Source organism: Sessilibacter sp. MAH3 (genome assembly GCF_054658275.1).
Genome location: NZ_BAAGIE010000024.1, coordinates 1 through 13,009, shown reverse-complemented (window position 1 = coordinate 13,009; position 13,009 = coordinate 1). Strand labels below are relative to the sequence as shown.

The following is a 13,009-nucleotide window of genomic DNA, read 5'->3' as shown; positions in this document are numbered from 1 at the left end:
TTAACAAATAAAGAGAACAAACTATGCAGTTAGAAGATTTATATTTTGCACCAGAAGATTTATACCGGTTGGGTAATTCAACTAGCCCTAGACTCACTAATGTTCGACGCCCTAAAGATATCGATACCACGTTAATAAACGGTATTACTGTGGTAATTGCCAATGGTAAAGGTGTTTCTTTATCAACCAAAGAACGCTTAGAAAAGACACCAATGTCTGGTTGGGTTTGGAAAATTGCCAAAGGCTCGCAAATACCAACTGGTTTGAAATTACTTAATGATAGGCCTGGCCACTACGGTATATGTCCGATATCCAACATGCCTCTTGATGAATTTATTGGCTTGTTATCTAAGTTGGCGCTCAAATGCAGTAAAGTATTTAAAAAAGAGGTTATTTAAATGGCAATTATCAGAGAACTACAAGTAAACCTAAATGATTGGGAAACACGCTATATTTTAGAGTCTCTTTCAAATGAAATGGCTAGATTAAAGACGATTAATGCAGAATCAAACGATGAAGACGAAGCAGCAGACGCGGGCAATGATTACATTGAAATATCGGGTCTTTACGATAGTTTGTCACAAAAAGCCGTATATGTATTTGGCGAACAAATTCTGAATTTTAGCAAAGAATATTTGTAGGTTATTGGCAGATTTTTAAAAAATAAAAAAGACGGGAAGATCGTAATTTAAACATAAAATCCAAAAAATAGTGATGTTACTCTTTCCAATACATGTGACCTGAACCGACGGATGATGAAATATGATCATTAAAATAGATTAGAAGTAGATGGCATGCCAATATTGAATTTGATCTGGATAGAGATTTTCTCTATTAATTCAGTTTTTAGGGTTCTTTTTATGCCTTTTGTTTTTATTAATAATATGATGCATTGGTTCTTTATACGAGTCGATAGATATGATCTAGCCCAAAGAAAACGGGCTTCGCACTCATGGTAATACATCTTGCAAAAAACAATCTCTCAGCTTTACTTTTTGCTTATTTATTAACATTTGTTGGTTACGTTTTTGCTCAGGCTTATCCTTTAGTCACAGGGATTGCGATAAACGGGGTTCTCTCTAATGATTATATATCTATTATTTGGCTGATATTTTGTCATTTGCTAATGGTTTTTTTCGAAGTAATAGCAAAATTATACGATACCCGAGTTTACACAAAAATTCATGCAGTCTTCGTAACAAATATTGTTGTTGATTCCCACGAAAAGCACATAGATCCAAAGTTGATTTCAGGCCGGTCTACACTTCTAAAAGAGTATGTGTCGTTTTTAGAAAGAGACGTACCAGATATATTACTATCTATAGTTGGTTTGTTTGTATCTATTTTTTCTATATTTTATATAGATTCCACAGTGGGGACTGCATGTCTTTGCTTTTTCGTTCCTTCAATGGTAATTGCTTATAATCTTTCAAGAAAGTCTAGAGTATTAAACCAAGAATTAAATAATCATCTTGAGTCCGAAGTTTCGATTTTGCAGGAGGGTAAACCAAGGCAGGTTAAGAGACATTTTTTGTTAGTATCAAAATGGAAAATTAAGTTGTCTGACATGGAAGCAATTTCATATGGCCTATCTGAAATATTTGTTATATTACTATTTATGCTGTCATTATGGCGTTTGTCGTTAGGCAACGCTGTCGAAGCTGGTACTGTTTATACAATGTTTGTTTATCTTTGGAGGTTCGTAACAAGCTTTGATGCACTCCCTCAAATTGCCCAAAAAATATCAAATTTACAAGATATTAATAGAAGATTACGAGACCTGTAAGTTCTGATAAAAAATTAATTTCATTTGTATTTCTTTGAATTTAATTCCGGCTACATCCCGGTTTAATCAGTGATGTTTTGAGTCTTGATTAACAATTACCTAAAAACCTTCTATGAACTTTGATGCTTAAATCTGTGGTCGATTTTAGAAATTATACACGATTTAAATTGTGCAGAAATAGGAGGTCGTCTCTCCGATTTCTGCACAGTGTTAAAAAGATTGTTGTATCGTATTATTAGTTTCTAATAATACGATCGTCTTTTGATAAAGGTTTAGAGAAAAATTCTTCAACATTTGGGTGGTCGAGAAAGTCCACCTGCCAATCGTTTGTTGGAAAGCTTAATACAATTGATAACGGTGTTTTGCCAAGGTTCGCAAACGCGTGTGGTACTAACGCTGGAATGTTAATAACAAATGGGCCGCGCACCACGAATTCTTCATCGCGAATACGATAGCGAACAAAGTGATTGGTGGTTACTGTGTGGCTGGTTTCAACATTGTGGGTGTGTAACGGTGCACCACTGCCGGGTTGGGTTACGGTTAGTGCAACCGTCATTTCAGAAAAACCGTGGCGTTTCCCTTCTACAACCCTTACGTATTCACCGGGCACGGGATTAATAATCACCATTTCACTTTGGGTAATTACCGAGTCTTCAATATTATCAGTGTCTGGTAGATCGTAGTAAGGCGGTAACAAGCTTCGAACAATAGGTGTAAAATCGTGATTCGCTTGATGCAGGTTGTAGGCTTCCCGTCCGGGTAAAATTTCTTGAAATAATTGCCCGGTTTCGGTAATAAATTCACCATCTAACGCGTCTTCTGGTCCATAGGTTACCTCTAAGCCATTGTCTGCCATTGCAATCGACGATAACAAAGAGGCCGTAGCTAACGCGAGTAGAGTACGTTTTGAGATTTTCATGCTTTCCGTTTCCTTTTTTTGTTGTTTTATTTTTTTTACGTGAATTTTTCTAGGACCTTTTCTAGGAAATTCTCTAGGAACTTCTCATTAATTTATTGGGGATCTTGTCTGAGATTTTTATAACGTATTTTTTATAAATTTTAGAATGGCTCAGGCCTTTTTCGTTGTATTCATCGTAATCCAGAAGTTGGCAATGCGATTTCTAATTTCGTTACAATTTCAATCACTTGTCGTTCCTGAATTTAGTGTTATTTTTTATTGCCGTAAACTCTAGGTAAATGAGAGCTTCTTTAGTTCTTTAAATGTATTCGGCAAATTTTAATTAATAGCGATCCTGCCAGTGTTTGTTGGCATATAGTTGTGGCGTATCTTTTAACGTTCTATAAGTTTGTTATCTTGGCGCGTTAATATCCCGTAGACTCTACGACATAAATGAGTGCTTTAAAAATTTAAGTGTGACTGGTTTTGCTTATATCTATTTAGGGAACCTCTGATTAACTCATCCATGATTTAATCAGAGTACAGAAATTGAAAATGCGATTTCCAATTTCTTCACAATTTCAATTACTTACAGTTCTTGAAATTGGCGACACGTCCTTGTGTCGCGAGAAACTCTAAGTTAATCAGAGTTTCCTTAGGTTAATTGATGCTTTGTATTAAATAGTTTTAAAAATGCGACGTGTGATTTTAACGGTTTAACATAAAAAGCTGAGCCGTATTTGGGCTTATCTTAGATTTTTGCGCATGACAAATATTATTAAAATTGCTGGCATTTTCTAGCAGCGCAGAAAATCCTAGGTGTTCGAAATTCCCCGTTGCTGTTTTATTTGCACTATTTTGTTTTATGTTTGTTCAGTTAGTGCATTTGGTAACCTTTATATCTCAGCAAAGAAGGTTACGCAATAAGTTTGAGTTTTAGTTTTTGGTTAATAAATTATTAAACAGATTTGCCAGTTTTTGTTCTGTGTTTATTAGATTAACAAAAGGAGTTCTTGTTGTTGTCTCGTGGATAAATTTTTTACCGTTAAGATGCTGATTTTATAAGGAATTAAGTTGGTCTATTTTTAGTGTGGATTTTATTAGCTTAACAAAATAATTTTGATTATAAGCCCTGCGTAGTTTATTTATACGCTATTGATGTTAATTAAAATTAACATTTTTTGAGCCAAAAATAAAAAATAACTGAGTACTTTTTTGCGAATTTTTTTATGTTTTATATTGCTAATCTCTTCTACTATATTTTTTTGTGACTGAGTTAACGATTTTTTTGGTTTGTAAAGTTGTCACCAAATATTCTATAGCGTGAGATTGTTTAGAATTTTATTAGAAATAAGTTTGGTCGCATTTATATGGCGCGCGTAAGTATTTATATTTTAAATGTAGAGGTCGCTTACTTTAAACTTAGTAAAGATGTGGCTGTGAGGTTTTGGTGTTATCGATGACCAATGAGTTTGTTGAATAATTTACCTTTAATTGATGGTTTTTTTGTATAGCGTTTTTGTTTAATTACACCGCTAGAGTCTCGTTTTTCAGAAAATTTGAATAATATCGTTTTACGATGGTATTAATGTACTGACAAACATTGTGGAATTCTCAGTTTAAATCCAAAATGGCCGTTAAATCAGTTATAGGAACCTCTGATTAAATCATGGATGAGTTAATCAGAGGTTCCTATAGATATATAGTCGATAAAAATATTGAAGATTGTGTGATGATTTGTTCTTTAGCTGAAATATTTAAACAAGTTCGCAATTGCAAAGAGTGTGAATCTCATTTACCGCTTGGCTGTAATCCAGTGGTTCGCGGTGCCGAGTCTGCCAAAATTGTTATTATCGGTCAGGCTCCCGGCACTAAAGTTCATGCTAGTGGTGTTCCGTGGGACGATGCCAGTGGTGATCGCCTGCGATTTTGGTTGGGGTTGGATAAATCTGATTTTTACGACGAATCGAAAATTGCACTGATTCCAATGGGTTTTTGTTATCCGGGTCGCGGTAAATCTGGCGATCTACCACCTCGTAAAGAATGCGCGCCGCTGTGGCACGAGCGGATTTTTTCGGCATTACCTAACCTACAATTAAAAATATTGGTAGGCAGCTATGCGCAAAAATATTATTTAAAAAATCATTCTCATTATTCTAAAAATGCGACCTTGACTCAGACCGTTCAAAATTGGCGACAATTCCAACCGAACTATTTTCCATTGGTGCATCCTTCACCTCGTAACCAGCTTTGGTTGCAAAAAAATCCTTGGTTTGAACAGGAATTACTCGAACCCTTGCGTGCCCAAGTCTTGGATGTTTTAGGTTAAAGTTGGAGCGGATTTTAGGTTAAATTTTATCCGTATTCCGCCCTTGCTTTAAACTGAGCGCTAGTGCTCAGCTTGAGTTACACTGCTTATTATCAGTGGTTGATATAAAAAGGCGACGCACATGGCAGATAAACCCGAGGCCAAGATTGGCGGCTGGCAAGAGAAGTCTCGTAAAGAGGTCTATTCAAATCCTTGGATCACCGTCACCCACAGTGAGGTTATAACACCTGCGGGCACCGACGGCATATACGGTCTGGTTCACTTTCACAACGCCGCAGTTGGCGTTGTTGCTATCGACGATGAAGGCTACACCTGGTTGGTGCGCCAAAGTCGTTATCCGTTACAAGAATTCACTTGGGAAATTCCCGAAGGAGGCTCTCCCAAAGGCGAAGACCCGCTCGATACCGCGAAACGCGAGCTAAAAGAAGAAGTTGGTCTTACGGCAACCGATTGGCAGCCGCTGATGCGTATGCACTTGTCTAATTCAGTCACCAATGAAGAAGGTTTTCTGTTTGTTGCGCGAGGCATTACCGTTGGCGAAACGGCGCTGGAAGACAGTGAAGATATCACCAGTATCCGTATACCTTTAAAAGAAGCCATTCAAAAAGTGTTGGATGGAGAAATTACGGATTCTTTAAGTGTTGCTGCTTTGCTTAAAATTGCGCTGTTAGAAAAACAAGAACTTAACAACTAGAATTGTAAGAGATATTAAAAAAAGAAATGTTCGAGTAACTTAGCTCTTATATGTTGTATCTATTAAATAGAATAATTCTGACTAAATAGAAGCATTTTGAAAAATGATATATTTATAAGCTTTTTTGACGTTATTAAATGTTAATAAAAAAGCAACCAGTTGTAGAGTAGGCAAGATTATGGCAGAAAAAGTTAACACCAGTATTTCACCCAAACGCAGTTTGGAATTGTTAAGTCAGCGCGAAGTTGAACAATTACAAAGAAGTAGCGCGGCAGATCATAATTTATACGCATTATTTCGCCAGTGTGCACTAGCCATCTTGCATTCGGGCAGCAACAGCGATGATGCGAATTCATTATTTGAAACCTTTAAAGATTTTGATATTGACCTTATTCAACAAGATCGTGGCATTCGTTTATTGTTAAAAAATGCGCCTGGTAATGCTTTTGTTGATGGCGAAATGATTGCCTCAAGTCGTGAAATGATCTTTAGCGCCTTGCGCGATATTCTTTATTCTGAAACCGAGCGCAACAGCAAGTGGATGGATTTAGAGACCAGCTCTGGTATTACCGATTACACTTTTCATTTGTTACGCAATGCTCGCGCTTTGCACGCTGGTGAAAAACCGAATTTGGTGGTGTGTTGGGGCGGTCATTCCATTCCCGAATACGAATACGACTACAGCAAAGATGTGGGTCACGAATTGGGTTTGCGCAAGTTAAACGTCTGTACCGGTTGCGGCCCCGGTGCTATGAAAGGGCCAATGAAAGGTGCAACCATTGCGCACTCTAAACAGCGTATTCAAAATGGTCGTTATTTGGGAATTACCGAGCCCGGAATTATTGCCGCCGAAGCGCCGAATCCAATCGTTAACGAATTGGTTATTTTACCGGATATCGAAAAACGTTTAGAGGCGTTTGTTCGTGTCGGACACGGTATTATTGTTTTTCCCGGAGGTGCAGGTACCGCCGAAGAAATTCTGTATTTATTGGGTATTTTATTACATCCCAACAATCGTGATATTCCATTCCCATTAATTTTTACTGGTCCCAAAGAATCCGAGTCTTATTTTACCCAGCTGCATGAATTTATTGGTCAAACGCTAGGAATTGAAGCTCAGCAAAAATATCGGGTTATTATTGGTGATTCCGAACAAGCGGCTCGTGAAATGGCCAGAGGCATTGACGAAGTTCGTGATTTTCGCGTTAAACAAAATGATGCGTTTTATTTTAACTGGGCGTTAACGATTGATTACAATTTTCAAATTCCCTTTGAAGCTAATCACGAAAATATGGCGACATTAAATTTACACGCCGATTTGCCGAAGCATGAGCTGGCTGCCAATTTGCGACGCGCGTTTTCTGGTATTGTTGCCGGAAATGTTAAGCCTTCGGGCGTGAAAGCCATTAAAGATTTTGGACCGTTTAAAATATCCGGTGATAAAACCATTATGGCACCGCTGGATAAACTATTACGCGGTTTTGTGGATAATAAACGCATGAAATTACCGGGCAGCGAGTATGTTCCCTGTTACGAAATTGTTGATTGATGATATTCAATGAGTTAATCAGATTTTGGGGATGTTCTTGCAAACTCTACTGAATAATAATCAGTAGAGAAACTTCTTTGGTTATGTGTTTTAAATAGAATGTAATACACGGTTGTTTGTATGGGAAACTCTGATTAATTCCTCCAGGTTTTACTCAGATTTTCCCGTGCAAGAACGCGTTTAATGGATGCAATTATGACTGCGCAAGAAACTGCGAAAACCTATCTTGAAACAATAGAAATTGAAACTAACGCGCCTGTTACCACCAGTGTGATTTGGTTACACGGTTTAGGCGCTAGTGGTCACGACTTCGAGCCGATTGTTCCGGTGCTTAATTTGCCCAAAGATTTAGGCGTGCGTTTTATTTTTCCTCACGCGCCGAAAATTCCGGTGACTATTAACAATGGTCTTGTAATGCCGGCGTGGTACGATATTTTAGCCATGACGCTCAATCGTAAGGTCGATGTTGATCAGCTGCGCGCGTCGGCTGCGGCAACACACGATTTAATCGAGCGAGAAATTGCGCGCGGTGTGGATTCTAAAAATATTGTTTTGGCGGGTTTTTCTCAAGGTGGTGCGGTCGTTTACGAGGCGGCGTTGAGTTACGGAAAGCCTTTGGCGGGTTTGATGATTTTATCGAGCTATTTTGCAACAGTGGATTCAATTACGATTAACGATGCTAATCGTAATTTACCGATACATGTTTTTCACGGTGTTTACGATAACGTTGTGCCTGAATCTCTTGCGCAAAAGGCGTTAAAAGACTTGGCGGAGCTGGGTTTTAAACCCGAATACCAGAGTTATCCTATTGATCACTCGGTATCTCCACCAGAAGTCGTTGATATTGCTAATTGGTTGCGTCGCGTTTTGCAAAGTTAATTATTCGACCGAGCTTAAAGCCGACTCTGCTATTTTTGTTTGTGTTGCCGCGTATTCGCGGCAGATATCAAGCCAGCGAGAAACACCGGCGCTGCGATATTTATTTTTGTGCAAAATCCAATAGAACTTGCGTGACCAATCTCTTTGCGGCGCGCTTAAAGGTACCAAATCGCCACGGCGGAAGGCGTCGCGCAAGGTAATTTCAGATAAACAACCTACACCAAGGCCAGCTTCAACGGCACGTTTAATGGCTTCGGTGTGTTGCAACTCTAACACTACGTTAATTTCACTCAGCAAACCGTGCATGGCACGTTCAAAACCTTGGCGAGTACCAGATCCGGTTTCGCGAACAATCCAAGGTAAATTTACTAGCTGTTCGTCGGTTAAAGTACCCAGTTGGGCGGCGGGATGTTTGGGCGAAGTGAAGATAACAAGGTCATCGTCCATCCATTCCACAACTTCAAGATCACTGTGTGTTAACTCACCTTCAATCAAGCCAAGATCCAGTTCAAAATGTAAGACCTGTTCAACAATTCGCTTGGTATTGGCAACTTCAAGTTCAACTTTAACGCTGGGTTCTTCGGCCATATACTTGGCCATTAGGCCAACAGCCAAATAGTTACCAATGGTGAGTGTTGCCCCAACTTTTAGGGCGCCTGGCTGCTGATGCCGAGCCAGTGCGGTACTCATCTCTTGGGCTTGAGCGAGTAACGCTTCGGCCTTAGGGCGAAGAATACGACCGAGTTCATTGAGTTTTAGTCGTTTACCGGCGCGATCGAACAGTTGAATGTCGTATTGCGATTCAAGTTCTTTTAAGGCGCTGCTCGCGGCCGACTGTGACATCGACAAACTTTCGGCGGCGCGCGTAATATTTTCGAGCTTTGCAGTCGCTAAAAATACCTGCAGTTGGCGAAGAGTGAAATGCATTGGTCGTCCTTGTTGAATTTAAAACGATAACATTACGGCAGTTACTGCCAATAGCCGTGTTTTAGACAAACTAATCAACCTCAAATAGAAGAGGCCTTCTCGCGTCTCATTCTCTCTGCCTGTTTTCTTTCTTAAAAAAACGTATAAAACAATATTGCCTTTTTTTGAGGACGAAGATTCTTAATTTATTTAAAAAATAAAATTCAGAAGAATACACAGCTAAATCGATGAGGCTGTTAGTCTTCGAATTGATCTTTTTCTCTAAAAAAGAAGAGTTACATACAATCTTTTTTATCAGATTAATAACACAAGCAAAAACTGTTGATCATATTTTAAATTTTTATATTACCGCCAAATCAAAAAAACGATTTTGAATGTACTGCGTAGTCTCGATTAGCAACTCAAATGTGGTTCTCATCGATATCTAGGAATATTTCCTTAAAACTAACAATAATCATCCGATCTCAGTGTAATCGTTTTGAACGCTTAGTAGATGTCTTTCTATTAGCGAAATCGATTTAATATCCGGCTAGAACAGCAAAAAATATATAAACGGTAATGTACCAATCAGTTTAGTAATAGCTTATCAAGAATTAATGGTGAAGAAAGCTAAAATCTATTAAAAATTCATGGAATATTATTCAAATTAATTGAATGAAATAAAGGCGTTTCGTGAATATTTTTTCAGTTTTGGGGCTGTTTTTTTAAATAAGTTATTGTTCGTATTTGTATATAAACATGATAGTGCCGTAGTGAGGTTTAGTCCCGTAAATTACCTTATAAATTTCGAGGTGAATTTGTGTGACGTGCCTCTCATTTTTAAAATAGTTATCAGAGCTATAGCATTACTTGTTGTTTTGATTTTATAGCGGCAAAAAGCTTGAATTTTTGCTCAAAAATATCGCTGTTTCACAGGCTTTGTCTAAATTTTTGAATTTGCTAAATCTATTTTCATCGCTAATGTTGTCAACCGAAAATAGGTGCTTACAAGGTTATTTGAATTTTGTTCGTCTCTGTTTGTTGATGCTTGGCGTTTCAGTAAATCAAACAATGATTTTGAACTCGAAAAAAATAACGCCGAACTTAACGCTGTTTAAATGTACTAATCTTCGATCAATATATTTGACGAAGAAATTAAGCCAAACGACGAACAAACTTTGACAAATTGCACAATTGTCTTTGGTGACCTTGTCTATACATTAACGGGAAAACCATTACAGAAGAATTTCTTTTACAGATCTTTAACGAACTAGAGAAAGTTTAATTATTTGAATTCTTAGAGAGCTTACCTATCAAACGGGCGAGTTCTTTAATCTGCATTACAACACTATAAATTTTGGAGATGAACATGAAAAAATTATTCGCTACAGCTGCACTATTAGCCGCATCGATTCCTGCATTTGCCGCAGACTACAAAATTGACGCTTCTCACACCATGGTATTTTTCTCTGTAAGTCACCTTGGTTTCAGTAACTCAACTGGCCAGTTCACCGATTTCGATGGTAGCTTCTCTTTTGACGAGAAAAATATTGAAAAGTCTAAAGTAGATGTAACCATCAAAACCGACAGCATCGACTTTGCTAACAACCCAAAGTGGAACGAGCACATGAAGAGCGCAGATTTCTTCAATGCTGAAAAATTCCCAACCGCAACCTTCAAAAGCACCAAAGTAACCAAAACTGGCGACAAAACCATGGACGTTACCGGTGACTTCACTTTGTTAGGTACCACCAAGCCCGTTACTTTGAAAGTAACCTTTAACAAGGCAGGCGAAGCGTTCGGCGGTAAAGAGAAAGCTGGTTTCTCTGCCACTGGTGTATTCGACCGTACTGAGTTTGGTATGGACACCTATGCACCTGGTGTAAGTGCTGAGGTTGATCTACGCATTGAAGTTGAAGGCGACAAGCTATAATCCGTAGTAGATTTTCCAAAGCAACCTAAGCTTATAGCCGCCTTAAAAAGGCGGCTTTTTTATTTCTTCAGTCGATCGCCGATTTGCTGATTGGAGTTTTAATCGAAACATAGAAATTGAAAATGTCATTTCCAATTTCGTCATAATTTCAATTGGTTATCGTAATTGTCCTAGACCGGGCCTTAGGGTGTCGATGGCAATTTTGATCAATCAGTCTGGCTTTTACGGTCATTAAATTCTTTGCGGCGGTCACTATGTTCGCTGATTCTTAGTTTTTTTCGCTTTTTTCAACCTTTAAAACTTGATTAAAAACAATTTTTCTTCAAGCTAAATCGCAAAAAAGTAATTCGGTAATTAATTATTCAAATACACTTTTTATAAAACCTGGCAACAAAAAGCCTGTGAGTTTATGGGTTCAAAACGGTCTTTATTTAGTTGAGGTTTTGATGTTGTTTGATTTCCGCGGTTGTTGAGCTTCTCAGGTGCAGTTGTTCGGAGAAATCTTTCGTATTTGTGTCGCAAGCGTAGTTAAGAAACGTCTCTGGTTAAGTCATTCTTGTATCGCTGGTAATTCTAGGTTAATCACGGCTTCTTTTACGATAACGATTCTCAATGTCTCTGCTCGAACGATGTTTAAATGCGTTTATGGAAAGTTTCACTTTGATACTGCCGACTAACGTAGTAAATTTTAGCAAAATTAAATTTAGAAAAATGTGATTTTTCGAAACAGGTGGTAGTTTAATGCAAATTAAAAACACAAATTACAGTTATGGCCTTGTTGCACAAATTCTCCATTGGTTGATTGCAATTTTAATCTTCTTGGCCATTGTGATGGGTAAAATGGCGGAAGAAATGGGTATGTCTTCGGCTAAGATTTCTATGTTTGTTTTTCATAAGTCGGTTGGTATAACCGTTCTGGTTTTGGTGATTTTGCGCTTGTTGTGGAAGCTGACCAATCCCAAAGTAGAAGATGGCTTAACCGAAAAACAAGCTAAGGCAGCAAGTCACGGCCATTGGTTAATCTATGTTGTGATGATTTTGGTTCCGCTTTCGGGATGGGCTTTAACGTCTGCGGCTAATTATCCTTTTGCTTGGATGAATTTATTCTCTGTTCCTTTGTTGCCACTCGGTGAAGCTTTAAAAGAACCCGCAGAGGCGGCTCATGGCTTTTTCTTTTATGCATTAGCTGTATTGATTGTGGGCCATGTGGCTATGATTGGTATTCACAAGCGTAAACACAATCTAAATGTTTTACCAAGAATTTTACCGGGTAAATCGTTGCTGAGCTTGGTAGTGGTTGTGGTAATTTTTGCAGCGCTCTTAGTGCCTACGGTTAAACTTGCGTTATCCGGTGGTGGTGAAGATGATTTCGAAGATGACGCAGCCGTGACTGCACCTGAGATTCGTGAAACTACCGTGGTAAACAGTGCATTGCCTGCGTGGGTAAATGTTGCCGACAGCAGCAAGTTAGAATTTGTGGGTGCTTATTCTGGTGAGCCTTTTAACGGTGAATTTAAAACCTTTACCGCTAACCTGTATTTTGATCCCAATAATCTACAGGAATCGTCGTTTGATGTGGTGATTGATGCTACTTCGGTAACGACGTTTAACAGTGATTGGGACGGTTCTCTGGCGGGTTTGCAGTGGTTTGGTTACAAAAAATATGCGTACGCCTACTACACGGCATCTAACTTTGAGAAAACCGAAAACGGTTTTGTTGCCAAAGGTGAGTTGGATTTAAAAGGTATGAAGCAACATGTGGATCTTAACTTTACATGGCAGCCCGTCAATGAGAATCAAGTTGCTTTGAAAGGTGATGCGGTTGTTGATCGTACGCAGTTTGGCATTGGCTCGGGATCTTGGGCAGAAGATGAAACCATTGGCTTTGCGGTAAACGTGAATGTTGATTTGGTATTAACGCCAAAGGCCGAATAGCTTTTTACAAACTTTGATTAACTTATGGGAACCTCTGATTAACTCATCCATGATTTAATCAGAGGACAGAAATTGAAAATGCGATTTCCAATTTCTTCAC

The 13,009-nt window shown here is 38.5% G+C and carries 11 protein-coding genes; 9 read left to right on the top strand and 2 right to left on the bottom strand.

Going from position 1 to position 13,009, the window contains the following annotated elements; genetic code table 11:
- Nucleotides 1-23: 23 nt before the first annotated feature.
- The 3 genes from ACYQ2C_RS14145 (at nt 24) to ACYQ2C_RS14135 (ending at nt 1,786) form a co-directional block, all read left to right on the top strand.
- The gene (locus ACYQ2C_RS14145; RefSeq protein WP_460103776.1) at nt 24-398 is read left to right on the top strand and encodes a Tse2 family ADP-ribosyltransferase toxin; all 375 of its coding nucleotides are present in this window, start codon (nt 24-26) and stop codon (nt 396-398) included.
- A complete protein-coding gene (locus ACYQ2C_RS14140) occupies nt 399-641 on the top strand; it encodes a hypothetical protein (protein WP_460103777.1) in 243 nt (80 codons plus the stop codon).
- A gap of 311 nt (nt 642-952) precedes the next feature.
- Nucleotides 953-1,786: an ABC transporter six-transmembrane domain-containing protein gene (locus ACYQ2C_RS14135; RefSeq protein ID WP_460103778.1), complete on the top strand. Its 834-nt coding sequence runs from the start codon at nt 953-955 to the stop codon at nt 1,784-1,786.
- A 235-nt stretch (nt 1,787-2,021) separates the two neighbouring features.
- Here the strand turns inward: ACYQ2C_RS14135 and ACYQ2C_RS14130 are convergent, their stop codons facing one another.
- Nucleotides 2,022-2,705, bottom strand: a complete 684-nt coding sequence (locus ACYQ2C_RS14130) for a cupin domain-containing protein (RefSeq protein WP_460103779.1) — start codon at nt 2,703-2,705, stop codon at nt 2,022-2,024.
- Between the two features lie 1,648 nt (nt 2,706-4,353).
- On the opposite strand from ACYQ2C_RS14130, the gene ACYQ2C_RS14125 reads away from it, so the two are divergent.
- The 4 genes from ACYQ2C_RS14125 to ACYQ2C_RS14110 all read left to right on the top strand — a co-directional run bounded on the left by ACYQ2C_RS14125 (nt 4,354) and on the right by ACYQ2C_RS14110 (nt 8,135).
- Nucleotides 4,354-5,013 (top strand): uracil-DNA glycosylase family protein, encoded by a 660-nt coding sequence (locus ACYQ2C_RS14125; protein WP_460103780.1) that lies wholly within the window; start codon nt 4,354-4,356, stop codon nt 5,011-5,013.
- A 121-nt stretch (nt 5,014-5,134) separates the two neighbouring features.
- Nucleotides 5,135-5,707 carry an NUDIX domain-containing protein gene (locus ACYQ2C_RS14120; RefSeq protein ID WP_460052599.1) on the top strand — a complete coding sequence of 191 codons (573 nt, stop codon included), beginning with the start codon at nt 5,135-5,137 and terminating at the stop codon, nt 5,705-5,707.
- Between the two features lie 178 nt (nt 5,708-5,885).
- Nucleotides 5,886-7,256, top strand: a complete 1,371-nt coding sequence (gene ppnN, locus ACYQ2C_RS14115; protein ID WP_460103782.1) for a nucleotide 5'-monophosphate nucleosidase PpnN — start codon at nt 5,886-5,888, stop codon at nt 7,254-7,256.
- A gap of 195 nt (nt 7,257-7,451) precedes the next feature.
- Nucleotides 7,452-8,135, top strand: a complete 684-nt coding sequence (locus ACYQ2C_RS14110) for an alpha/beta hydrolase (protein WP_460103784.1) — start codon at nt 7,452-7,454, stop codon at nt 8,133-8,135.
- Here ACYQ2C_RS14110 and ACYQ2C_RS14105 read toward each other — a convergent pair whose 3' ends face one another.
- Nucleotides 8,136-9,062, bottom strand: coding sequence for a LysR family transcriptional regulator (locus tag ACYQ2C_RS14105; RefSeq protein ID WP_460103786.1), 927 nt, complete (start codon nt 9,060-9,062; stop codon nt 8,136-8,138).
- 1,348 nt (nt 9,063-10,410) lie between these two features.
- On the opposite strand from ACYQ2C_RS14105, the gene ACYQ2C_RS14100 reads away from it, so the two are divergent.
- On the top strand, nt 10,411-10,974 hold the full coding sequence (locus tag ACYQ2C_RS14100; protein ID WP_460052607.1) for a YceI family protein: 564 nt from the start codon (nt 10,411-10,413) through the stop codon (nt 10,972-10,974).
- A 741-nt stretch (nt 10,975-11,715) separates the two neighbouring features.
- Entirely contained in the window at nt 11,716-12,909 is a 1,194-nt protein-coding gene (locus ACYQ2C_RS14095) for a cytochrome b/b6 domain-containing protein (protein ID WP_460103787.1), read from the top strand.
- Nucleotides 12,910-13,009 lie beyond the last annotated feature (100 nt).